This window comes from Streptomyces lasalocidi (assembly GCF_005280215.1).
Classification (GTDB): domain Bacteria; phylum Actinomycetota; class Actinomycetes; order Streptomycetales; family Streptomycetaceae; genus Streptomyces; species Streptomyces longwoodensis.
Genome location: NZ_SZNQ01000001.1, coordinates 5,161,029 through 5,182,784, shown reverse-complemented (window position 1 = coordinate 5,182,784; position 21,756 = coordinate 5,161,029). Strand labels below are relative to the sequence as shown.

At 73.8% G+C, this 21,756-nt stretch carries 20 protein-coding genes; 12 read left to right on the top strand and 8 right to left on the bottom strand.

Translation table 11 applies throughout. The annotated features are described in order from the left end of the window. Positions 1–27 precede the first annotated feature (27 nt). The 9 genes from E4U91_RS23485 (at position 28) to E4U91_RS23445 (ending at position 8,839) form a co-directional block, all read left to right on the top strand. Positions 28–1,218, top strand: a complete 1,191-nt coding sequence (locus tag E4U91_RS23485; protein ID WP_137310974.1) for an ATP-binding protein — start codon at positions 28–30, stop codon at positions 1,216–1,218. A gap of 162 nt (positions 1,219–1,380) precedes the next feature. Beyond that, on the top strand, positions 1,381–1,968 hold the full coding sequence (locus E4U91_RS23480; RefSeq protein ID WP_338326680.1) for an SH3 domain-containing protein: 588 nt from the start codon (positions 1,381–1,383) through the stop codon (positions 1,966–1,968). A 67-nt stretch (positions 1,969–2,035) separates the two neighbouring features. Then, positions 2,036–3,400, top strand: a complete 1,365-nt coding sequence (locus E4U91_RS23475) for an FtsW/RodA/SpoVE family cell cycle protein (RefSeq protein ID WP_174867856.1) — start codon at positions 2,036–2,038, stop codon at positions 3,398–3,400. Between the two features lie 46 nt (positions 3,401–3,446). Then, positions 3,447–4,904, top strand: coding sequence for a penicillin-binding transpeptidase domain-containing protein (locus E4U91_RS23470; RefSeq protein ID WP_137308664.1), 1,458 nt, complete (start codon positions 3,447–3,449; stop codon positions 4,902–4,904). A 44-nt stretch (positions 4,905–4,948) separates the two neighbouring features. Beyond that, positions 4,949–5,467 carry a DUF3291 domain-containing protein gene (locus E4U91_RS23465; RefSeq protein WP_137308663.1) on the top strand — a complete coding sequence of 173 codons (519 nt, stop codon included), beginning with the start codon at positions 4,949–4,951 and terminating at the stop codon, positions 5,465–5,467. 91 nt (positions 5,468–5,558) lie between these two features. Beyond that, positions 5,559–6,488, top strand: a complete 930-nt coding sequence (locus tag E4U91_RS23460; protein ID WP_174867855.1) for an AurF N-oxygenase family protein — start codon at positions 5,559–5,561, stop codon at positions 6,486–6,488. Positions 6,489–6,624: 136 nt separating this feature from the next. After that, on the top strand, positions 6,625–7,275 hold the full coding sequence (locus E4U91_RS23455; protein ID WP_137308662.1) for a TetR/AcrR family transcriptional regulator: 651 nt from the start codon (positions 6,625–6,627) through the stop codon (positions 7,273–7,275). 14 nt (positions 7,276–7,289) lie between these two features. Next, complete coding sequence (locus E4U91_RS23450) at positions 7,290–7,595, top strand: hypothetical protein (protein WP_137308661.1); 306 nt, start codon at positions 7,290–7,292, stop codon at positions 7,593–7,595. Between the two features lie 104 nt (positions 7,596–7,699). Continuing rightward, positions 7,700–8,839, top strand: coding sequence for a C40 family peptidase (locus tag E4U91_RS23445; RefSeq protein ID WP_137308660.1), 1,140 nt, complete (start codon positions 7,700–7,702; stop codon positions 8,837–8,839). Positions 8,840–8,998: 159 nt separating this feature from the next. Here E4U91_RS23445 and E4U91_RS23440 read toward each other — a convergent pair whose 3' ends face one another. After that, on the bottom strand, positions 8,999–9,418 hold the full coding sequence (locus E4U91_RS23440) for a MerR family transcriptional regulator (RefSeq protein ID WP_137308659.1): 420 nt from the start codon (positions 9,416–9,418) through the stop codon (positions 8,999–9,001). A gap of 78 nt (positions 9,419–9,496) precedes the next feature. On the opposite strand from E4U91_RS23440, the gene E4U91_RS23435 reads away from it, so the two are divergent. Then, a complete protein-coding gene (locus E4U91_RS23435) occupies positions 9,497–10,624 on the top strand; it encodes an alkene reductase (RefSeq protein ID WP_137308658.1) in 1,128 nt (375 codons plus the stop codon). Here E4U91_RS23435 and E4U91_RS23430 read toward each other — a convergent pair. From E4U91_RS23430 to E4U91_RS23410, 5 genes are read right to left on the bottom strand one after another with little or no spacing between them, the layout of a single operon-like run. Beyond that, entirely contained in the window at positions 10,594–11,850 is a 1,257-nt protein-coding gene (locus tag E4U91_RS23430) for a styrene monooxygenase/indole monooxygenase family protein (protein WP_137308657.1), read from the bottom strand. The genes E4U91_RS23435 and E4U91_RS23430 overlap by 31 nt on opposite strands. Before the next feature lie 15 nt (positions 11,851–11,865). Next, on the bottom strand, positions 11,866–12,513 hold the full coding sequence (locus E4U91_RS23425; RefSeq protein WP_137308656.1) for a GTP-binding protein: 648 nt from the start codon (positions 12,511–12,513) through the stop codon (positions 11,866–11,868). Then, positions 12,494–12,925 carry a DUF742 domain-containing protein gene (locus E4U91_RS23420; RefSeq protein ID WP_067237006.1) on the bottom strand — a complete coding sequence of 144 codons (432 nt, stop codon included), beginning with the start codon at positions 12,923–12,925 and terminating at the stop codon, positions 12,494–12,496. Before E4U91_RS23420 ends, E4U91_RS23425 begins: the two co-directional genes overlap by 20 nt. Then, positions 12,922–13,425, bottom strand: coding sequence for a roadblock/LC7 domain-containing protein (locus E4U91_RS23415; RefSeq protein ID WP_137308655.1), 504 nt, complete (start codon positions 13,423–13,425; stop codon positions 12,922–12,924). The genes E4U91_RS23420 and E4U91_RS23415 overlap by 4 nt, the downstream gene beginning before the upstream one ends. Next, on the bottom strand, positions 13,422–16,298 hold the full coding sequence (locus E4U91_RS23410; protein WP_241678669.1) for a sensor histidine kinase: 2,877 nt from the start codon (positions 16,296–16,298) through the stop codon (positions 13,422–13,424). The genes E4U91_RS23415 and E4U91_RS23410 overlap by 4 nt, the downstream gene beginning before the upstream one ends. Before the next feature lie 376 nt (positions 16,299–16,674). Here E4U91_RS23410 and E4U91_RS23405 point away from each other — a divergent pair, with 376 nt between their 5' ends. Continuing rightward, positions 16,675–17,463: a protein phosphatase 2C domain-containing protein gene (locus tag E4U91_RS23405; RefSeq protein ID WP_137308653.1), complete on the top strand. Its 789-nt coding sequence runs from the start codon at positions 16,675–16,677 to the stop codon at positions 17,461–17,463. Positions 17,464–17,559: 96 nt separating this feature from the next. Here the strand turns inward: E4U91_RS23405 and E4U91_RS23400 are convergent, their stop codons facing one another. After that, positions 17,560–18,066 carry a MarR family winged helix-turn-helix transcriptional regulator gene (locus E4U91_RS23400; protein WP_137308652.1) on the bottom strand — a complete coding sequence of 169 codons (507 nt, stop codon included), beginning with the start codon at positions 18,064–18,066 and terminating at the stop codon, positions 17,560–17,562. 253 nt (positions 18,067–18,319) lie between these two features. On the opposite strand from E4U91_RS23400, the gene E4U91_RS23395 reads away from it, so the two are divergent. Then, the gene (locus E4U91_RS23395; protein ID WP_137308651.1) at positions 18,320–19,162 is read left to right on the top strand and encodes a lysozyme; all 843 of its coding nucleotides are present in this window, start codon (positions 18,320–18,322) and stop codon (positions 19,160–19,162) included. Positions 19,163–19,275: 113 nt separating this feature from the next. Here the strand turns inward: E4U91_RS23395 and lon are convergent, their stop codons facing one another. Beyond that, on the bottom strand, positions 19,276–21,708 hold the full coding sequence (lon, locus tag E4U91_RS23390; RefSeq protein ID WP_137308650.1) for an endopeptidase La: 2,433 nt from the start codon (positions 21,706–21,708) through the stop codon (positions 19,276–19,278). Between the last annotated feature and the right edge of the window lie 48 nt (positions 21,709–21,756).

Genomic DNA, 21,756 nt, shown 5'->3' with positions numbered 1-21,756 from the left:
GTGAAGTCGGCCGCCTTCATCACGGTGATGTGCTGCGCGCTCGCCGCCCTGCTCGGCGTGCTCGTGCACGTCCAGGTCACCGACCAGACCGTCGGCCAGGCCCGCGACCTCGCCCTGTCCCGGCTGACCGACGCGACGTCCGCGTACGAGGCGGGCGACACGCTGCTGCCCGGCGCGGGCGTCGACCCCGAGGGCCTGCCCCAGCCACTGCGCAAGCTGGCGCTGGCCGGGAGGCGCGGCACCATGGTCGCCGACCACCGCGGGCAGCCCACGATGTGGGCGGCCGGTCCCGCCGACGGCGGACACACGCTCGCCGTGGCCGTCGACTACGGCCAGCAGGCCCGCACCATCGAGGGCCTGGACAGCGCCATCCTCTGGTCGTCGGGCCTGGCGATCGGGGCGACCCTGCTGGTCGGCGCCTTCGCCGTGACCCGGGTGACCCGGCGGCTGCACGCCACCGCGCTGGTGGCCCGGCGGATCACCGCCGGCGACCTGGACGCGCGCGTGGACGACCCCCGCACCAAGGACGCGAGCCGCCCGCAGGACGAGGTGGCCGCGGTCGCCGCGGCGCTGGACTCGATGGCGGCCTCCTTGCAGGGCAAGCTGCTGGCCGAGCAGCGCTTCACCGCCGACGTCGCGCACGAACTGCGCACCCCGCTCACCGGGTTGCACGCGGCCGCCGAACTGCTGCCGCAGGGACGGCCGACCGAGCTGGTGCGCGACCGGGTGGCCGCGCTGCGCACGCTGACCGAGGATCTGCTGGAGATCTCCCGGCTGGACACCGGGCGCGAGCGCGGGGAGCTCGACTCCGAGGACCTGGGCGCGCTGGCCGAACGGGTCGTCCGGGCGTCCGGCACGGACACCGAGGTGCGCCTGGTGCGGGACGCGCGCGTGGAGACGGACCGGCGGCGCCTGGAACGCGTGCTGGGCAACCTGGTGTCCAACGCGCACCGGCACGGGCGCGCCCCGGTGGTGCTGACCGTGGACGGGCCGCGGGTCACCGTGCGGGACCACGGGGACGGCTTCCCGGAGTACCTCGTCGCGCACGGGCCGCAGCGGTTCCGCACCGAGGGGGGCGCGAAGGGGCACGGGCTGGGGCTGACCATCGCGGTGGGGCAGGCGGAGGTGCTGGGCGCACGGCTGACCTTCGCCAACGCGCCCGAGGGCGGGGCGGTGGCCACGCTGATCCTGCCGGAGGAGCGGGCCCAGTCCGCGTGACGGGCCCAGTCCGCGGGACGCGCCCGTTCGCGTCGTACGTCGGGCATCACCCCTCGGGCGCCATCCATCGGCCCAATCCAGCGGGCACCCTCCCCCGCCCGCCCCTAACGTGGCGATCAGTCAGCTTTTGACACCTCACGACCCCCTTCCTGGAGGTACGCCATGGTCGCTATGGTCCTGCGGTCCACCCTCGCCCGTCTCGCCATGACGGGCGCCGCCGGCGCCCTCGCCCTCTCCGCCTCCGTCGTCCCCGCCATGGCCGACGACGGCTGGGGCGGCGACGGACAGGGCAACGCCAACTCCCAGCAGGGCACCTCCGCCACCCAGGGCCAGAGCCAGGGCCAGGGCCAGGACAGCGACCAGTACCAAGGCCTGGGCCTGGGCTACCAGCAGGTGCAGGGCCAGGGCCAGGGTCAGGGCCAAGGCCAGCAACAGGGCGAAGGCCAGAACCAGGGCCAAAGCCAAGGCCAGCAACAGGGCGAAGCCCAGGGTCAGGGTCAAGGCCAGGACGGTCGTCTCACCCGCGGTGTCGTCACCGCCCGCGGCGGCCTGCTCCTGCGCAGCGCGCCCACGCGGTCCAGCGAGGTGATCCGCATGGCGCGCCAGGGCGAGACCGTGTCGATCTTCTGCCAGACCCGCGGGGAGAGCGTCGACGGCAACCGGCAGTGGTACCTGCTCACCGACGGCACCTGGGCCTGGGGGGCGGCGCGTTACATCCACACGTTCGACCGGGAACCCCGTCCCTGCTGACACCCGACTGACCCAGCCCCCGCCCCAGCGAAGCTCACGAGGAACATCAATTGGGTAGGTTCCGGACATGATGTCAGCCGGAGTCGACACCGTCGTGGCGGAGCGGGCCCCCGCCCGCCCGGCACGCCTGCCCCGGCAGCGCGGCATCGAGCTCGCGCTCATCGTCCTGGCCGTCCTGCTGTCCGTGTACGGCTACTGCGCGGTGGGCCTGGCGCGCAACGGCACCCTCCCGCCCGGCGCCGCGGGCTACGGCGCCGGGCTCGGCGTGCTGGCGCTGCTGGCCCACCTCGCGGTGCGGTTCCGGGCGCCGTACGCCGATCCGCTGCTGCTGCCGATCGGTGTGCTGCTCAACGGACTCGGGCTGGTGCTGATCTACCGGCTGGACCTGGAGACGCCGGGTGACCGGGCGGCGCCCACGCAGCTGGTGTGGTCGACGCTCGGCATCGGGCTGTTCATCGTGGTCGTGGCCGCGCTGCGCGACCACCGGCTGCTCCAGCGGTACGCGTACGTGTCCGTGGTCGCCGCGCTGGTGCTGCTGTGCCTGCCGATCCTGTTCCCGGCGGTCAACGGCGCCCGCATCTGGGTGCGGATCGCCGGGTTCTCCCTGCAGCCGGGGGAGTTCGCGAAGGTGCTGCTCGCGGTGTTCTTCGCCGCGTACCTGGCCGCCAACCGCAACGCGCTGGCGTACGCGGGCCGCCGGGTGTGGTTCGTGCAGCTGCCCACCGGGCGCGTGCTGGGGCCGATCGTCGCGGTGTGGCTGGTCAGCGTGGGCGTGCTGGTGCTGGAGCGGGACCTCGGCACGTCGCTGCTGTTCTTCGGCCTGTTCGTCGTCCTGCTGTACGTGGCCACCGGCCGGACCGGCTGGATCGCGGTGGGGCTGCTGCTCGCGGGGCTCGGCGCGGTGGCCGTGGGGCGCTTCGAGCCGCACGTGCACGGGCGCGTGGAGGACTGGCTGCACCCGTTCGCGTCGATCGACGCGGGACAGGGGCCTGGCCAGCTCGCCCAGTCGCTGTTCGCGTTCGCGGCGGGCGGGGTGCTGGGCACCGGGCTCGGCAACGGCCACTCGGTGCTCATCGGGTTCGCCGTGAAGTCGGACTTCATCCTGGCGACGGCCGGTGAGGAGTTGGGGCTGGCCGGGCTGTCGGCGATCTTCCTGCTGTACGCCCTGCTCGTGGAGCGCGGCTACCGGGCGGGGTTGTCGCTGCGGGAGCCCTTCGGCCGGCTGCTGGCGATCGGGCTGGCCTCGCTCGTGGCGCTCCAGGTGTTCGTGATCGCGGGCGGGGTGACGGGGCTGATCCCGCTGACCGGCATGGCGATGCCGTTCCTGGCGCAGGGGGGTTCGTCGGTGGTCACCAACTGGACGATCGTGGCGCTGCTGATCCGGGTCAGCCACTCGGCGCGCCGCCAGTACGACGGGAAGCCGGCCCCATGACCGTCGCACGGGGGACGAACGGCGCGGTGCGCCCCGAGGAGGCCCGGTGACCCGGCACATCCGGTACGCGGCCTTCTTCTGCGTGCTGTTGCTCGCGGCCCTGCTGGTGAACGCCGCGCGGGTCCAGGTGGTGCAGTCCCCGGCCTACGACGACAACCCGGCCAACCGCCGTGCGACGATCGCCCGTTACGGCCAGCCGCGCGGGAACATCGTGGTCGGGGGCCGCCCGGTGACCGGCTCCCGGGACAGCGGCGAGCAGCTGCGCTTCGAACGCACCTACGTGGACGGCCCGTTGTACGCGCCGGTCACCGGTTTCGCCTCGCAGGAGTACGGCCGCACCCTGCTGGAGGCCACCGAGGACGGCGTCCTGGCGGGCACCGACCCGCTGCTGGCGCCGCTGCCGCTGCTGAGCGACCTCACCCGGGCCCGTGCGGCGGGCGGCGACGTCGAGACCACGCTGGACCGTGAGGCGCAGCGGGCGGCGTACGAGGGGCTGGCGGGGCGCAAGGGCGCGGTGGCGGCGGTGGATCCGGCCACGGGCCGGGTGCTGGCGCTGGTGTCGAGCCCGTCGTACGACCCGGGTGAGCTGTCGGGGAACGGCGCGGCGGCCGCCCGCGCGTGGGCGCGGCTGAACGCGGACCCGGACAAGCCGATGCTGAACCGGGCGGTGCGGCAGACGTACCCGCCGGGGTCGACGTTCAAGGTGGTGACGGCCGCGGCGGCGCTGGACGCGGGGGTGGTCAGGAACCTGGACGCGCGCACCCGGTCGCCGGCGCCCTACCGGCTGCCGGGGACGACGACCCGGCTGGACAACGAGGGTGACGGCTGTCGGGACGCTCCGCTGCGGGAGGCGTTCCAGTGGTCGTGCAACACGGTGTTCGCCAAGCTCGGCGTGGACGTCGGCGTGGCGCGGATGGGGGCGACGGCGGAGGCGTTCGGGTTCAACGACGCCGGGCTGCGGATCCCGTTCGCGGTGGCGCCGAGCACGTTCGACACCACCGTGGACCGGGCCCAGTTGGCGCTGTCGTCGATCGGCCAGTACAACACCCGGGCGACGCCGCTGCAGATGGCGATGGTCGCGGCGGCGGTGGCCAACGGCGGGCAACTGCGCATGCCGTACCTGGTGGAGCGGACGACGCGGCGCGGCGGTTCGACGGTGGCGGCGGCCGGTCCGCGGCCGCCGCGGCAGGTGATGCAGCCCTCGACGGCGCGCAAGCTGCGGCAGTTGATGGAGGACGTGGTGCGGGAGGGGACGGGGCGCAAGGCGGCCGTCCCGGGGGCGACCGTGGGCGGCAAGACCGGCACGGCCCAGCACGGGCTGGGCAACTCCGGTGTGCCGTACGCCTGGTTCGTGTCGTGGGCGCAGGCGGACCGGGACATGCAACCCGAGGTGGCGGTCGCGGTGGTGGTGGAGGACGCCTCCGCGGACCGGGGTGACATCACCGGCGGCGGGATGGCGGCGCCGATCGCACGGGCGGTGATGGAGGCGGTGCTCGACCCGTGAGACGGGGGGTGCGGGCGCGCGGGGCGCCGACCTAACGTCCGGTCATGACCGACACCACTGCTCCCGCCGCCCGCTTCGAACTCGCCCAGGTCAACCTCGCCCGCCTCAAGTTTCCGCTGGACTCGCCGGAGTTGAAGGGCTTCGTCGACCAGCTCGACCCGGTGAACGCCGACGCCGACGCGGCCGAGGGCTTCGTCTGGCGCCTGCAGTCGGAGGGCGGCGACGCCACCGACATCGCCGTCTTCGGCGACGAGTGGCTGATCGTCAACATGTCGGTGTGGCGGGACCTGGAGAGCCTCAAGGAGTTCATGTACACGGGCCGCCACCGGGAGGCGCTGACCCGGCGGCGGGAGTGGTTCGAGCGGGCGGCGGAGGCCATGGTGACCCTGTGGTGGGTCCCGGCCGGCCACCGGCCCACGGTCGCGGAGGCCGAGGCGCGGCTGCTGCACCTGCGCACCCACGGTCCCTCGCCGTACGCCTTCACCTTCCGCACGCTCTTCCCGCCGCAGGGCGCGCAGCCGCTGCTGGGCGAGGTGCCGGAAGGGCTGGGCTGCTCGGTGTGAGCCCGCGCGGGACGAGCCTCGGTAGACATCGGGTCAACAAGTCGCGCACGGGGGATTGACGGGCTTGCTGACAGGTAGTCTCATAACTGGCATGACGACTGTGACCGAGGCCGAGGTACTGCGCGACGCGCTCGGTCTGCTCAAGGACCGGGAACAGGTGGCGGAGCGACTGCTGGCCTCCTCCGCCAAGCACTCCTTCGACCCGGACGAGGAGCTGGACTGGGACGCGCCCTTCGAGGACGGCAAGTGGTTCTGGCCGCCGGAGCTGGTGTCGCTGTACGGCACGCCGCTGTGGAAGCGGATGAGCGAGGAGCAGCGCATCCTGCTCTCCCAGCACGAGGCGGCGGCGCTCGCCTCGCTGGGCATCTGGTTCGAGATCATCCTGATGCAGCTGCTGGTCCGGCACATCTACGACAAGGCGGCGACGAGCGCGCACGTGCGGTACGCGCTCACCGAGATCGAGGACGAGTGCCGCCACTCCAAGATGTTCGCGCGGCTCATCTCGCACGGCGGCACCCCCTGGTACCCGGTGAGCCGGGCGCACCAGAACCTCGGCCGCGTGTTCAAGACGATCTCCACCACGCCCGGGTCCTTCACGGCGACGCTGCTCGGTGAGGAGGTGCTGGACTGGATGCAGCGCCTAACCTTCCCCGACGAGCGGGTGCAGCCGCTGGTCCGGGGCGTCACGCGGATCCACGTGGTGGAGGAGGCGCGGCACGTGCGCTACGCCCGTGAGGAGCTGCGCCGCCAGATGCTGACGGCGCCGAGGTGGTCGCAGGAGTTCACCCGGGTCACCTCCGGCGAGTTCGCCCGGGTGTTCTCGGTGGCCTTCGTGAACCCCGAGGTCTACACGAACGTCGGCCTGGACCAGCGCGAGGCCCTCGCCCAGGTGAAGGCCAGCGGCCACCGGCGCGAGGTCATGCAGAACGGGTCGAAGCGGCTGACCGACTTCCTGGACGACATCGGCGTCCTGCGGGGCGTCGGCCGCCGGCTGTGGAAGTCGTCGGGCCTGCTGGCCTGACCCGGGTCACGCCGTCGGCGGGCGACGGCTCGGCGTGCGCGCCCCGGCCCCGCCGGACGGCGCTGCGGCGGCGGGGGTGTCCGGCTCCCGCCGCCGGACCCCCGCACGATCCCCACGCTCCGATTACGCTGCACGCATGACCCCCGCCGCCCCCGCGTACCGCAGGCTCAGCGTCGAGGAGCGACGCAGTCAGCTCCTCGAGGCCGCGCTGACCCTCTTCGCGCACCGCGCCCCCGAGGACGTCTCGCTGGACGACGTGGCGGAGGCGGCGGGCGTGTCGCGGCCGCTCGTCTACCGGTACTTCCCCGGCGGCAAGCAGCAGCTCTACGAGGCCGCGCTGCGGTCGGCCGCCGACCAGCTGCGGCTGTGCTTCGACGAGCCCCGCCAGGGGCCCCTGCTCCCCCGCCTCGGCCGGGCCCTGGACCGCTACCTCGCCTTCGTCGACGGGCACGACGCGGGTTTCAGCGCCCTGCTCCAGGGCGGCAGCGTGGTCGAGACGTCCCGGACGACCGCCCTGGTGGACGGCGTACGGCGGGCCGCCGCCGACCACATCCACAGCCACCTCGGCGTCACCGACCCCGGGCCCCGGCTGCGGATGACCGTCCGCATGTGGATCACGTCCGTGGAGGCGGCCTCGCTGATCTGGCTCGACGAGGGCAAGCAGCCGCCCCCCGGTGAGCTGCGGGACTGGCTGGTGGACCAGTTCGTGGCCGGCCTGACGGTGACCGCCGCCCGCGACGCGCAGACCGCCGAGCTGGTGCGGGGTGCGCTCGCCGCCGGGACCTGATCGACACTGGTGGCGTGAAGAGCGAAGACACCCCCTTCGAGGGCGGCCCCATGGACGGGCGCGTCCTGCCCGTGCTGGTCGGCCCCACCGGCCAGCCGCCGAAGACCTACCGCATCCCCGTGCCCGACGCCGCCGGCGGGCCGCCGACCGTCCTGGTCTACCGGCGCGAGCCGCGCGGGCACAGCAAGCGGCTCGGCCTGCCGCGCGGCTGGAAGTACGCCTTCGACCCCTCCGGGGACACCCGCGGACACCGGGTGCGCTGGCCCTGGTCGAAGCCCGGTGCCACGCCGGACGGCAAGCCGGACGACCCGCACGGGTGACCCGGTTGCGCCGAACCGCGCACACCCGGCGCGCGGGACCGGCCGGAGCGTGGTGATGCTCGCCGTGCGGGGTGGAGGGGCCACCCCGGCGCGGAGGTGATGACGTGTCAGGAAGGCTGCTGCGCCTGGTCTGTACGGCGGCGCTCGCCACGCAGGTCGCCCTGGTCCCCGGGGCCGCCGTCGCCGTACCGGAGCCGGACGGGTCCGCGGAGCCGTCGGTGGCCGAGCTGCTGACGGACCTTCAGAAGCTGTACCGGGACGCCGAACGGGCCACCGAGGCCTACAACGCCACCGAGGAGCAGCTGCGGCGCAAGCGCGCCGAGGTGGCCCGGCTGGACGGTCAACTGGCCCGCGCGCGGCTGGCGCTGGACGACAGCCGCGGCGAGGCCGGCCGGCTCGCCCGCCGGCAGTACCAGTCCAGCAGCGACCTCTCGCCCTACCTGCGGCTGCTGCTCGCGCGCGACCCGCAGCACGTCCTCGACCAGGGCCATGTGATCGGGCAGGTGGCCCGTGAACGGGCCGGTACGACGGCCCGGCTGGCCGGTGACGAGCGCCGCCGCGACGAGCTGGCCCGCAAGGCCCGCGCGGCCCTCGACGCCCGGATCACCCTCACCGAGCGCCGGAAGAAGGAGCGCGACGACGTGCGCCGGCGACTCGACGACGTCGAGGAGATGGTCGCCTCGCTCAGCGCGGAGCAGCTGCACGAGGTGGCGGACCTGGAGCGCACCGGGGTCGCCGAGCGGCAGCGCGAGCTGGAGGACTCCGGCGCGCTCGGCGAGGACGACGGCAAGCCGACCGCCGAGGGCGAACGCGCGGTGCGCAACGCGGTCCGCCAGCTCGGCAAGCCGTACCAGTGGGGCGCCGAGGGGCCGCGCTCCTACGACTGTTCGGGGCTGACCTCGTGGGCCTGGGACCGGGCCGGGACGCCGATCCCGCGCACCAGCCAGGAGCAGTGGGCGAAGCTGCCCCGGGTGCCGCTGGACGCGCTGCGGCCCGGCGACCTGGTCGTGTACTTCCCCGAGGCCACGCACGTGGCGCTGTACCTCGGCGACGGCCTGGTGGTGCAGGCGCCCCGCCCCGGCGCACGGGTGAAGGTCTCCCCGCTCGCGGCCAACCCGGTCCTCGGCGCCGTACGCCCCGACCCGGACGCCCGACCCGTCCGCCACTACACCCCGCCGAAGCTCCCCGCGGCCGCACCGACCGGCGGCGACGAGGGCTACGCGTCGGCCGCGGTGCCGGAGTAGGAGAAGAGGGGGCGTCCACGGCGGCGGCCGGATCGGGAGCCGCCGGGCCCCGCGGGGAGTCGCCGCACCTGGTGGTAGCCGAGCCCCACCGCCGCCCGCGGGCAGCAGCTCAGCCCGGCCGACCACCGGGTGGACGGCGGGGCGCATCCTGGCAGGGGTTCAGTCCGTGGCCGGGCCCGGGTGCGGAGAGCGCCCCGTCGCCGGTCCCGGGCGGGAGCCCAGTCCCGTCGTCGCCGTGTCGATCGCCTCGTCGAGGACCTCGCGGGAGCGGGCCAGGTCGGCCATCACGCGGTCGATCCGGTCGCGCTCCGCGAGGAGTTCCTCGAGGAGCTTGCCGTCGGCGCGCTCGTTGGGGCCGCCGTCGGCGTCCCGCATGCACGGCAGCAGCCGGGCGATGGTCCGGCTGTTCAGGCCGGCCGCGTACAGGGTCTGGATCCGCACGACGCGGTCCACCGCCCACTCCCCGTACGCGCGGTGCCCGCCGGGCGTGCGCTCGGCGGAGAGCAGGCCCTGCTGCTCGTAGTAGCGCAGGGAGCGCTCGCTGACGCCGCTGCGCCGCGCGAGTTCACCGATCCGCATGGACCCCCACCTCGTCCGCTGCCGTGCCGCCGGTCCGGGCTTGATCCTCACACCGGTGTCAGCTTCTACGGTACGGCCATGACGCACACCACCACGGAATCCGCCCTCTTCCGGCCCGCCCGGCTCGGCCCGCTGGACCTGCCCAACCGGCTGGTGATGGCGCCGCTGACCCGCAACCGCGCGGAGGCGGACGGCGTGCCCTCGGCCGTCATGACCACCTACTACGCGCAGCGCGCCTCCGCCGGGCTGATCATCGCCGAGGCCGCGACGCCCAACGCGGTCGGGCAGACGTACCCCCACATCCCCGGCATCCACACCGCCGCCCAGGTGGCCGGGTGGCGGCGGGTCACCGACGCGGTGCGCGCGACGGGAGGGCGAATGGTGCTGCAGCTCCAGCACGGCGGGCGGGTCGGGCACCCCGAGACCAGCGGGCTGACGCCCGTCGCCCCGTCGCCGGTACCGCTGCCCGAGACCCTGCACACCCCGAGCGGGCGCCGGCCGTCCGTGGTGCCGCGCGAGATGAGCGCCGCCGACATCCGCGCGACCGCCGCCGACTTCGCCCGCGCCGCCCGCAACGCGCTGGACGCCGGCTTCGAGGGCGTGGAGGTCCACTCGGCCAACGGGCACCTGCTGCACCAGTTCCTGGCGGAGAACACCAACCGGCGCACCGACGCCTACGGCGGGCCGGTCACCTCGCGCATCCGGTTCGTGGTGGAGGTGGTGGAGGCCGTCGCCGCCGCGATCGGGCCCGAGCGGGTGGGCCTGCGCGTCTCCCCCGGCAACACCGTCAACGGCATCGCCGAGGGGGACACGGCGCTCCTCTACCCGACGCTCGTGAAGGCCCTGACGGACAGCGGACCGGCCTACCTGCACCTGGGGTACGCCGACCCCGGCGTGCCGCTGTTCGCCGAGCTGCGCCGCCTGTGGCCGGGCACCCTGATCGCCAACCCACGGCTGGCCCTGGACGAGCCGCCCCTGCCCGCGAGCGAACGGCTCCTCGCGGCGGGCGCCGACCTGATCGCCCTGGGCCGCTCCTTCCTCGCCAACCCGGACCTGGTGACCCGGCTGCGCACCGGCGCCCCCCTGAACGCGGTCAGGGAGGCGTACCTGATGTACACGGGCGGCGAGGAGGGCTACACGGACTACCCGGCGCTGCCGGCCGGGTCCCCGTCGCCTCAGGCGGCCCCGGACACCGACGCCAGGTAGGCCGACGTCTTCTCCGGCTCGTAGAAGAAGTTCTCGAAGTCGGCCGGGTCGTTGAAGGCGTTGGCGATGCGGTGGGCGACCGGGGGGAGCTGGCCGGCGGCGCCGAGGAGGTTCACGATGTGCTCCGGCGGCGGGGCGAGCATCGCGTTGGTCCACTTGGTGACGTGCTGGGCGGTGTCCCAGTAGCGGTCGAAGGTGGCCCGCATCCAGGCCTCGTCGAACTCCTTCTCGCCGTGCTCCAGGATGGAGGCGAGGTAGGTGGCGGCGCACTTGGACGCCGAGTTCGAACCCTGGCCGGTGATCGGGTCGTTGGCGACGACCACGTCCGCGACGCCGAGGACCAGGCCGCCGCCGGGCAGCCGGCCGATCGGGTTGCGCACGGTCGGCGCGTAGCGGCCGGACAACGTGCCGCCCGCGTCGGTCAGTTCGACCTCGGTGGCGCGGGCGTACTCCCAGGGCGTGAACTTCTCCATCAGCTCCAGCGTGAGGGCGAGGTGCTCCCCCGGGTCCTTGACGCCCTTGAACACGTCCAGCGGGCCGCCCGGGATGCCCTCCCAGAACAGGATGTCCGCCCGGCCGGAGAGCGTGAGGGTCGGCATCACGAACAGCTCGCCGACGCCCGGCACCAGGTTGCAGCGCACGGCGTCCATGTCCGGGTGCTCCGGGCGCGGGCCCAGGCCGTGCACGTAGGCCACCGCGAGGGCCCGCTGCGGCTCGCTGTACGGGGAGCGCTCGGGGTCGCGGGCGAACATCGACACCAGCTCGCCCTTGCCGGCCGAGACCAGCACGAGGTCGTAGGTGCGGGAGAAGTAGTCGAGGTCGGAGACGGCCGCGCCGTGGATCACCAGCTGGCCGCCGCGCTGGGCGAAGGTGTCCATCCAGCCGGCCATCTTCACCCGCTGGTCGACGGACTGCGCGTGGCCGTCCAGCTCGCCGACCCAGTCGATCGCGCGCTGGGTGGGGCCGGGGTCGTGCGAGCCGGGGGCCGCCACGGACACGCCGAGGCCTTCGATCTTCGGGGCCTGCGACTCCCAGAAGTTCAGCTGGAGGTCGCGCTCGTGCTGGAGCGCGGTGTGGAACATGCACTGCGTCGACATCACCCGGCCGGAGCGGATCTCGTCCGCCGTCCGGTTGGACATCAGGGTGACCTCGTACCCGTGCGACTGGAGGCCGAGGGCTATCTGGAGTCCGGACTGGCCGGCTCCGACGACGAGTATCTTCCGCATGCGGGGTGTTGTCTCCTACTCGGGGGTTTCGTCGAGCGCGTGGCCGACGAGGGCCAGGAGGGTCTCGATCACCGAGATCCGGCGCCGCGCATCCATGATCATGACAGGTATGTGCGCGGGGATCGTCAGGGCCTCGCGCACGTCCTCCGGCTCGAAGAGCTCACTGCCGTCGAAGTGGTTGACCGCGACGACGTACGGCAGGCCGCAGCTCTCGAAGTAGTCGAGCGCCGGGAAGCAGTCCTTCAGCCGCCGGGTGTCGGCCATCACGACCGCGCCGATCGCGCCGCGCACCAGGTCGTCCCACATGAACCAGAACCGTTGCTGGCCCGGCGTGCCGAACAGGTAGAGCACCAGGTCGTCGTCGAGGGTGATGCGGCCGAAGTCCATGGCCACCGTGGTGGTCAGCTTCTGCGGCGTGGCGGTGAGGTCGTCGTGGTCCTCGCTCGCCTCGGTCATCAGCGCCTCCGTCTGGAGGGGCGTGATCTCGGAGACGGCGGTGACCAGCGTGGTCTTGCCGACGCCGAAGCCGCCGGCAATGACGATCTTGGTGGCGATGGGGGCGCGGGTGCGGTCCGTCTGCCAGGCCATCAGGTTCTCGTCGGGCTCCACGACCTCGACGCGCGGGGAGACGCCGCGAGCGGCGTCAGAGACGACGGAGTCCACTCAGCACCCTTTCCAGCAGGGCCCGGTCCGGCCGGCCCGTGCCGTGACCGGTTCCCGTGCCGTACACCCTGATCTTTCCCTGGTCCGCGAGGTCGCTGAGCAGCACCCGGACCACGCCGAGCGGCATCTTCAGCAGCGCGGCGATCTCGGCCACCGTCCGCATGCGGCGGCACAGTTCGACGATGGCCCGCATCTCCGGCATGACCGTCGTGCGCAGCGAGCCGTTCGTCAGTTCCTTGCGCTCCTCGGGGGCCTCCAGGGCCGCCACGAACGTCTCCACCAGCAGGACGTGGCCGAAGCGGGTGCGGCCGCCGGTGAGCGAGTAGGGGCGCACCCGGGCGGGCTTGCGGTCGCCGCCGCGGACCGGGAGCTGGTTCCTGCCGCCCTGCGGCGGGGTGGGCTGCGCGGTCATCGGGTGCTCCCCGCCGACTGGGACTGCAGGGACTGGCGCAGTTCGCTGCGCAGTTCGGGCGTCAGCACGTGGCCGGCGCGGCCCACGAACAGCGCCATGTGGTACGCCACCACGCTCATGTCGCAGTCCGCGGAGCCGTGGACCCCGAGCAGGGACCCGTCGCTGATCGACATGACGAACAGGCTGCCCTCGTCCATCGCGACCATCGTGTGCTTGACCCCGCCGAACTCCATGAGCTTGGCGGCGCCGACGGTCAGGCTGCCGATGCCCGAGACGATCGTCGCGAGGTCGGCGGCGGAGCCGCGCGGGCCGGCGGGTTTCGCCGTACGGGCCTCGCGGGCCTCCTCGTTGCGACCGGGGTCCGAGGAGAGCAGGAGCAGGCCGTCGGAGGAGACCACCGCGACCGACTGGATGCCCGGCACCTCCTCGACGAGATTGGTCAACAGCCAGTGCAGATTGCGTGCTTCACTGCTCAGTCCGAAGGTACTGGGCGCGGTCAACTGCTTGCCTCCTCGACTGTGCCCCCCGTGGTGTCCTCGGCGTGTACGGCCCGGTCGGCCCGGTCGGCCCCACCGGTCCGGTCGGTGCGTTCCGTGAGTTCGGCCTCGGCGTCCCGGTAGCCGGCCTGCGCGCCCGTGCGGAAGCCGCCGAGTCTGCGGCGCAGGGCGTCGGCGTCGACGGACGCGGTGCGCTGGCGCGGGGCCTGGGCCGGAGCGGTGATCCTGGGGGTGCGCTTGGGAAGTCCCTTGGCGGTGACGGGGTCGTCGTCCTCGGCGGACGGTCCGTCGGCGGTGCGGCTGTGCTCGGTCCCGGCGTCGGCCTCCGCCCCGGTGTCGCCCTCGTCGTCGGCGGGTGCGGGGTCCGTGTCGCGCGGGGCCTCGGCGTGCGGGTGTTCCGCCGCCCCGGACTCCGGGACCCGCGCGGTGCGGTGGCCCTCGTCGGGCTCCCGGTCGGGCGCCGCGTCGGGGTCCGGCCCGGTCTCCTGGCCGGTGCCCGGCTCGGTCTGCCGTTCGGTCTCCTGCTCGGTCTGCCGCGCGGTCTGCCGCTCGGTCTCCTGCTCGGCCTCCGCGTCCTCGGGCGCGATCGGGAGCAGGAGTTCCATCGTGGTCTCGGCGGGGGCCTCCTTCGGCTTCACCGGGGCGTCGCGGGTCGCCTTCTCGGCCAGGGCCACCAGGGGGTCGGGGTGGGTACGGCCGTGCAGGACGTTGGAGTTGGCCTCCGCGTCGGCACCGGGCAGCGAGAACGTCTGGGTACCGGACGCGGTGTGCGCGGCCGGCGGCACCGCGGCCGCCGGGGCCGTGGCGAGCAGTCCGGTGGGCAGCACGACGACCGCCGCGATACCGCCCTGCTTCTGGTCGCGCAGCTGCACCCGCACCCCGTGCCGGTGCGCGAGGCGGGCCACGACGTACAGCCCGAGGCCGAGCCCCTCCTCGCCCTCCTGGTCGTACGGCGACTCCGGGTCGAAGGCGGACAGGCGGGCGTTGAGGCGGGTCAGGCGCTCCTCGGTCATGCCGATGCCCTCGTCCTGGACGGAGAGCATCACCTCGCCGTTCTCCAGGAGCCAGCCGGAGACCTCCACGGGCAGGTCCGGCGGCGAGAACGAGGTGGCGTTCTCCAGGAGTTCGGCGAGCAGGTGGCTCAGGTCGTCCGCGGCGAAGCCGACCAGGTGGGCGTGCGGGGGCAGCGCGGCGATGCGGACGCGTTCGTAGCGCTCGATCTCGCTGACCGCGGCGCGGACCACGTCCACCAGCGGCACCGGGCCCGGGTGTTGCTGGACGTGCTCGGTGCCGGCCAGCACCAGGAGGTTCTCGCTGTGCCGGCGCATGACGGTGGCGAAGTGGTCGAGCTTGAACAGCGTGGCCAGCCGCTCGGGGTCCTGCTCGCGCTCCTCCAGGCCCTCGATGACCGACAGCTGGCGCTCCACCAGGCCGAGGGTGCGCAGCGCGAGGTTGACGAAGGTGCCGCCGATGCTGGTGCGCAGCCGCTCCAGCTGGGCGGCGGCGTCGGCGAGTTCGGCGCGCAGGTCCTCGCGGGCGTCGGCCATCTTCTGCCGCTGCCCGACCAGGTGCTTGCGGTCGGCCTCCAGGGTGGCGATGCGCTCGTGCAGGGTGACGGCGTGCGCGTGGAGGGCGTTGACGGAGCGGACGACCTGGGCGAACTCGTCGTTGCGGCCGGTGAACTTCACCGGCTCCTGCGCCGTCGGGTCCTCCGCCTCGGCCAGCCGTGCCGTGCCGCGCCGGACGGCCGAGAGCGGGCGGGTCAGGCTGCGGGCCATGCCGGTGGCGACGCCGACCGCGACCAGCATCAGCACGCCGAGGACGGCGATGCGGATCTCCAGCGCGGTGACATCGTCGTCACGCAGCGCCGAGAGGTCCTTGGTGCGGCGGTCGTAGAGGGAGGACTCCACACCGCGCATCAGGTCGATGCGGGCGGACAGCGCCGCGTCCAGCTTCTCGGTGCCGGTGCCGAGGTCGTCGTCGCTCAGCTCGGGCTGGTCGGTGAGGGTGGCGAGGTACTTCTCGGCGGACTCCACCTCGCCGCCGGTGACGGTGGAGTCGAAGGAGTCGACCGCGGCCCTGGGCGCGGTGGCGTGGAAGTCGGCGAGGGCCGCGTCGGAGCGCAGCCGGGCCTGCTGGGCGGCGGCGGTGAGCGCGTCGCGCTGCTTGCCGTCGGCCTTGGAGGACGTCCGGGAGGTGCTGGTGCCGCCGGTGGCGGGGTCGTAGACGCTCTCCGTGGACGAGGGCACGTTCAGGGCGGCGAGCAGCAGCCCGCGGGCGGCGGACGCCTGCTGCACGGCGGTGTCCAGCTCGGCGAGCGCGTACGCGCCGGAGCCCGCCCGGGCGGGCGTCTGCTCGGCCAGGTCCTGGGCGAGCCGGTGCAGTTCGGTGATGGCGGCCGAGTACGCCTGGTGCGCCTGCAGGGCAGTGCTCTGGCCGGTGAGGGCCGCGCGGCGCACGGCGGCGATGCCGTCGAGGTCCTCGCGCAGGTCCGCCGGGGTGTCGCTGTCGGCGCGCAGGTCGTCGACCTGGCGGTCCACGCGGGCGCTGCTCTGTTCCGACGGCGCCGCGGACTTGGGCCGGCCGGCCGCGAGGTAGGAGGTCACCTCGTCGCGTTCGTCGGCGAGCGACTGGGCGAGCGCGAGGGCGTCCTCGGTCTGCTCGGCCAGGGTCACCAGGTCCTGGGAGTCCTTCAGCTGCCCGGAGGCGGCGAGGACCGAGGGGGCACCCGCGCCGACGATGGCGGCGGCCACCACGGCCACCGCGACGATCAGGCGGTTGCGCACGTGGGTCGGACGGCCCTTGCCGACGGGGGTCTGCGCCTGCCCCTCGGGGGCCGACTGCCTGCCTGTGCGCCGAGGCCGCGTTTTCTGCACCGGTGCTCGCATTCCTGACTCGTGTACCCATCGGGTCCGGGTGACGCTCCGTCACATGACGCCCACGCCCCGGTACGGTTCCGGTTCCCGACCCTCCCAGTGCCGGTGGGCGGTCATCGCTCATCGCCTGCGCCGCCACCCGAAGGAGTGAACATCGGAGGGGAGTTGGCGGGCAAGTTCCTCTGGCGCGTGCGACGGCCTTGTCCCGCGGGCCGGTTGGACGTCTGCGGCGGGCTTTGGCAATATTCGCCGCCACGCCTTCCCGGAGCCCTGCAATCCCGCCCAAAACCGGCGCCTGACCTGCGTCGGTGCGCCCGACGGGCAACCGATGCAAGCCTTTCGCGGGGTCTGTGAAGACGTCGTGCAGACTGGCCGGATGCATACGGAACTCGTCTCGGAGCCCGGGGACTCCTCCTGCCCCAACGAGGACTTCGCGAGCGTCGGGCTTCCCGCCTCCGGGCAGGGCGGTTCGCTCGTCGTCCTCGACGGCGTGACTCCGCCGAGGAGCGCGACGGGCTGTCTGCATTCGGTCCCCTGGTTCACGGCGCGGCTGGGCGGGGCCCTGACCGAACTGACCGTTTCCCTCCCGGATGTTCCGCTGGCCGAGGCCCTGTCCCGCGCCATTTCCCGTACCGCCGCGGCCCATGCGGGCACCTGTGACCTTTCTCACCCGCGTACGCCGCAGGCAACCGTGGCGGTCGCGCGCTGGTCCGGGGACGCGGTCGAGTACCTGGTGCTCTCCGACTGCGCCCTGCTCCTCCAGGCGCCCGACGGCACGGTCACCCCGGTGCTCGACGACCGGCTCGCCCGGCTGCCCCGCGCTCTGCTGGCGAGCGACGCGATCGTGGACACCCGGGTGCGCAACAAGGAGGGCGGCTTCTTCACCGCGGCCGCGGACCCGGCGGTGGCGGAGAGGGCGGTGACCGGGAGCCTCCCCCGGGACCGGGTCCGCGCGCTGGCCGGGCTGTCGGACGGCGCGGCGCGCTGGGCGGAGATGTTCCGCGAGGGCGACTGGACGGACCTGTTCACCCTGGTCCGCGACGAGGGCGCCCGCGCCCTGGTGCGGCGGGTGCGGGAACGGGAGCGGGCCGACCGGGACAGCCGCACCTTCCTGGGCCGCGGCAAGACCCACGACGACGCCACGGTGGTGTTCGCCCGGCTGTGACGCGGACTCCCGTGGTGAGGACGACCGCTGCGGCCTTGGCGTAGTCGGCGCGGGCGGCGCGCGTCCCGACGGCCGTCAAGGGCCGTGGCCGGGGCGCTACTTCTCCATGACCCGGTTCAGCTGGTGCAGCAGGCGGGCCAGTTCCGCGACCTCGCGGCGGTCCCAGTGGGCGAGCTGGCTGACGTAGCGGGCGCGGCGGGCCTCGCGCACGCGGCCGACCCGGGAGCGTCCCTCCTCGGTGAGGTCGACCAGCCAGGCGCGGCCGTCGGCGGGGTCGGGTTCGCGGGCGAGCAGTCCCAGCTCCTCCAGGGCGCGCAGCTGGCGGGACATGGTGGCCTTGCCGACGCCGATGTAGGCGGCCAGTTCGGTGGCGCGCTGGCGGCCCAGCTCGTCCAGCCGGATGAGCAGCCCGTACGCGGCGGGCTCCAGGTCGGGGTGGACCTCGCGGGCCATCTCCCCCTGGTTGGCGCGGGCGCGGCGCAGCAGCACCGTCAACTCCCGCTCCAGCGAGAGGAACTCGGGGTCGGCGCCGCCGGCCGGGCCGCCTCGTCGTGCGGCGCGGTCCGCCGCGTCCTTCGCGTCGCCGTTCGCGTCGTCGTGCACGTCAGCACCCCTGCCCGGTTTCCCGTACCTGAAAGTTTCCGCCACTGCCGGCCATCGCCCCAGCTCCGTCAGTATTTCGCAGGCGTAGACCAACGGCAGCTCCCGGACCCCCTTCTCAGGGGCCGTTCTACGTGCGTAGCGTCGTCAACGCGCCCCCATCCTGGCATGACCACGCCATACATGCCGGACGGGTGACCGCGCACCGCCCGGCACGAGATCCGCGTTCCCCCCACCACTCCCCCGGAGGTACGTCATGCCCGTGCACAGATCCGGCGCCACCCCCACGAGACCGGCCACCGCCGTCCTGGCCGCCACCCTGGGCGCCTTCGCCGCCCTCGGCGCCCTGCTCCTGCCCGCCTCCCCCGCCTCCGCCACCGCGGCGGCCGTGCCCGCCCGCGGCTCCGCCGAGATGGGCATGGGCGTCCTCGCCCACGACGGGCGGAGCGGCACCCCGGTCCCCGGTGACGCCACCCAGACGGAGGGCGTGGACGTCTCCGCCCACCAGGGCAACGTCGCCTGGTCCACCCTGTGGGGCAGCGGGGTGCGCTGGGCGTACACCAAGGCGACCGAAGGCACGTACTACCAGAACACCTCCTTCGCCCAGCAGTACAACGGCGCCTACGACGTCGGCATGATCCGCGGCTCGTACCACTTCGCGACCCCGGACACGACCGGCGGGGCGACCCAGGCCAACTACTTCGTGGACCACGGCGGCGGCTGGTCCCGCGACGGCCGGACCCTGCCCGGCGTCCTCGACATCGAGTGGAACCCGTACGGCGCCGCCTGCTACGGCAGGACCCAGAGCGCGATGGTGACCTGGATCCGCGACTTCCTCACCCAGTACCGGGCCCGCACCGGCCGCGACGCCGTCATCTACACGGCCACCAGCTGGTGGACCCAGTGCACGGGCAACTACGCCGGCTTCGCCGCCACCAACCCGCTGTGGATCGCCCGCTACGCCGCCGACCCGGGGACCCTGCCGGCCGGCTGGGGCTACTACACGATGTGGCAGTACACCTCCACCGGCCCGACGGTCGGCGACCACGACAAGTTCAACGGGGCCCTGGACCGCGTCCAGGCACTGGCCAACGGCTGACGGGCCCCGGCCGGCCGGCGGCTGACGGGGCCGGCCGGGGGTGGCCGGCCGGCACCGGGAAGGCCCGGACCCCCGCAGGGGAACCCGGGCCTTCCGTCGGCCGGCCGTCCCCGTCACGCGGCGGCCGGCACCTCCGGCGCCGCCCCGCTGGTGGCGGGGGCCAGCGCCAGTTCCAGGACCTGGCGGACGTCGGTGACGGTGTGGACGTCGAGCTTGTCCAGCACCTCCGCCGGGACGTCGTCCAGGTCGGGCTCGTTGCGCTTGGGGATGATCACCGTGGTGACGCCCGCCCGGTGCGCGGCGAGCAGCTTCTGCTTCACCCCGCCGATCGGCAGCACCCGCCCGGTCAGCGAGACCTCGCCGGTCATCGCCACGTCCGTGCGGACCAGACGGCCCGACAGCAGCGACGCGAGGGCCGTGGTCATGGTGATGCCGGCGCTCGGGCCGTCCTTGGGGACCGCGCCCGCCGGGAAGTGGATGTGCACGCCCCGGTCCTTCAGGTCGGCGACCGGCAGCTCCAGTTCGGCGCCGTGGCTGCGCAGGAAGCTCAGCGCGATCTGCGCCGACTCCTTCATCACGTCGCCGAGCTGACCGGTCAGGGTCAGCCCCGCGCCGCCCGTCTCCGGGTCGGCCAGCGACGCCTCGACGAACAGCACGTCGCCGCCCGCCCCGGTCACCGCCAGGCCGGTGGCCACGCCGGGCACCGCCGTACGGCGCTCGGCCGGGTCCTGGGCCGACTCCGGCACGTGGTGCGGCCGGCCGAGCAGGGACCGCAGGTCCGCGTCGGTGAGGGTGAACGGCAGCTCCCGCCGGCCCAGTTCGTGCTGGGCGGCCACCTTGCGCAGCAGCCGGGCGATGGAGCGCTCCAGGGTGCGCACGCCCGCCTCGCGGGTGTACTCGCCGGCCAGCTTGCGCAGCGCGCTCTCGTCCAGGGTCACCTCGTCCTTGCTCAGGCCCGCCCGCTCCAGCTGGCGCGGGAGCAGGTGGTCGCGGGCGATGACGACCTTCTCGTCCTCGGTGTAGCCGTCCAGGCGGACCAGCTCCATGCGGTCGAGCAGGGCTTCCGGGATGGCCTCCAGGACGTTCGCCGTGGCCAGGAACACCACGTCGCTGAGGTCGAGCTCGACCTCCAGGTAGTGGTCGCGGAACGTGTGGTTCTGCGCCGGGTCCAGCACCTCCAGGAGCGCGGCCGCGGGGTCGCCGCGGAAGTCCGAGCCCACCTTGTCGATCTCGTCGAGCAGGACCACCGGGTTCATGGACCCGGCCTCCTTGATCGCCCGCACGATCCGGCCGGGCAGCGCGCCGACGTACGTACGGCGGTGGCCGCGGATCTCGGCCTCGTCGCGCACGCCGCCGAGGGCGACGCGGACGAACGTCCGGCCCATGGCGTGGGCGACCGACTCGCCGAGCGAGGTCTTGCCGACGCCGGGCGGGCCGACGAGCGCCAGGACGGCACCGCCGCGCCGCCCGCCGACGACGCCGAGGCCGCGCTCCGCGCGCCGCTTGCGCACGGCCAGGTACTCGGTGATGCGCTCCTTGACGTCCTCCAGACCGGAGTGCTCGGCGTCCAGGACCGCCTTGGCGCCCTGGATGTCGTAGGCGTCCTCGGTCCGTTCGTTCCACGGGAGTTCGAGGACGGTGTCCAGCCAGGTGCGGATCCAGGAGCCCTCCGGGGACTGGTCGCTGGACCGCTCCAGCTTGTCGACCTCCTTCAGGGCCGCCTCGCGGACCTTCTCCGGCAGGTCGGCGGCCTCCACGCGGGCGCGGTAGTCGTCGGACTCCTCGGCCGAATCCTTGGAACCGTCGCCGTTGAGCTCGCGCAGCTCCTTGCGCACGGCCTCCAGCTGGCGGCGCAGCAGGAACTCGCGCTGCTGCTTGTCGACGCCCTCCTGGACGTCCTTGGCGATGGTCTCGGCCACCTCCTGCTCCGCGAGGTGGTCGCGCAGCTGCTGGGTGGCGAGCTTCAGCCGGGCCACCGGGTCGGCGGTCTCCAGCAGCTCGACCTTCTGCTCGGTGGTGAGGAAGGGCGAGTAACCGGAGTTGTCGGCGAGGGCGGAGACGTCGTCGATGGCCTGCACGCGGTCCACGACCTGCCAGGCGCCGCGCTTGCGGAGCCAGGCGGTGGCCAGGGCCTTGTACTCCTTGACCAGGTCGGTGACGTGGCCGGGCAGCGGATCGGGGGTGGACTCGTCGATCCGGGTGCCCTCGACCCACAGCGCCGCGCCGGGGCCGGTGGTGCCCGCGCCGATCTTCACGCGGCCGCGGCCGCGGATCAGGGCGCCGGGGTCGCCGTCGGCCAGCCGGCCCACCTGCTCGACCGTGCCCAGCACGCCGGTGCCGGCGTAGGTGCCGTCGACGCGGGGGACGAGGAGGACCTTCGGCTTCCCGGGCTCGGAGCGGGCGGCGGCCTGGGCGGCCTCCACCGCGGCGCGCACGTCGGCGTCGTTGAGGTCCAGCGGAACCACCATCCCGGGCAGCACCACCTCGTCGTCGAGCGGCAGCACAGGCAGGGTGAGCGGTGTGAACGCTGCGGACTCAGCAGCCATGATCTCCCCTTCGGCAGTCAAGTTGAGTTATGCCGACTCAATGCACGT

What these genes read in the sequence shown, in the direction of transcription:
- E4U91_RS23485 (WP_137310974.1), top strand. Translation starts at nt 28, where the DNA reads ATGTGCTGCGCGCTCGCCGCCCTGCTCGGCGTGCTCGTGCACGTCCAG.
- E4U91_RS23480 (WP_338326680.1), top strand. Translation starts at nt 1,381, where the DNA reads ATGGTCGCTATGGTCCTGCGGTCCACCCTCGCCCGTCTCGCCATGACG.
- E4U91_RS23475 (WP_174867856.1), top strand. Translation starts at nt 2,036, where the DNA reads ATGATGTCAGCCGGAGTCGACACCGTCGTGGCGGAGCGGGCCCCCGCC.
- E4U91_RS23465 (WP_137308663.1), top strand. Translation starts at nt 4,949, where the DNA reads ATGACCGACACCACTGCTCCCGCCGCCCGCTTCGAACTCGCCCAGGTC.
- E4U91_RS23460 (WP_174867855.1), top strand. Translation starts at nt 5,559, where the DNA reads ATGACGACTGTGACCGAGGCCGAGGTACTGCGCGACGCGCTCGGTCTG.
- E4U91_RS23455 (WP_137308662.1), top strand. Translation starts at nt 6,625, where the DNA reads ATGACCCCCGCCGCCCCCGCGTACCGCAGGCTCAGCGTCGAGGAGCGA.
- E4U91_RS23440 (WP_137308659.1), bottom strand. Translation starts at nt 9,418, where the DNA reads ATGCGGATCGGTGAACTCGCGCGGCGCAGCGGCGTCAGCGAGCGCTCC.
- E4U91_RS23435 (WP_137308658.1), top strand. Translation starts at nt 9,497, where the DNA reads ATGACGCACACCACCACGGAATCCGCCCTCTTCCGGCCCGCCCGGCTC.
- E4U91_RS23430 (WP_137308657.1), bottom strand. Translation starts at nt 11,850, where the DNA reads ATGCGGAAGATACTCGTCGTCGGAGCCGGCCAGTCCGGACTCCAGATA.
- E4U91_RS23420 (WP_067237006.1), bottom strand. Translation starts at nt 12,925, where the DNA reads ATGACCGCGCAGCCCACCCCGCCGCAGGGCGGCAGGAACCAGCTCCCG.
- E4U91_RS23405 (WP_137308653.1), top strand. Translation starts at nt 16,675, where the DNA reads ATGCATACGGAACTCGTCTCGGAGCCCGGGGACTCCTCCTGCCCCAAC.
- E4U91_RS23395 (WP_137308651.1), top strand. Translation starts at nt 18,320, where the DNA reads ATGCCCGTGCACAGATCCGGCGCCACCCCCACGAGACCGGCCACCGCC.
- lon (WP_137308650.1), bottom strand. Translation starts at nt 21,708, where the DNA reads ATGGCTGCTGAGTCCGCAGCGTTCACACCGCTCACCCTGCCTGTGCTG.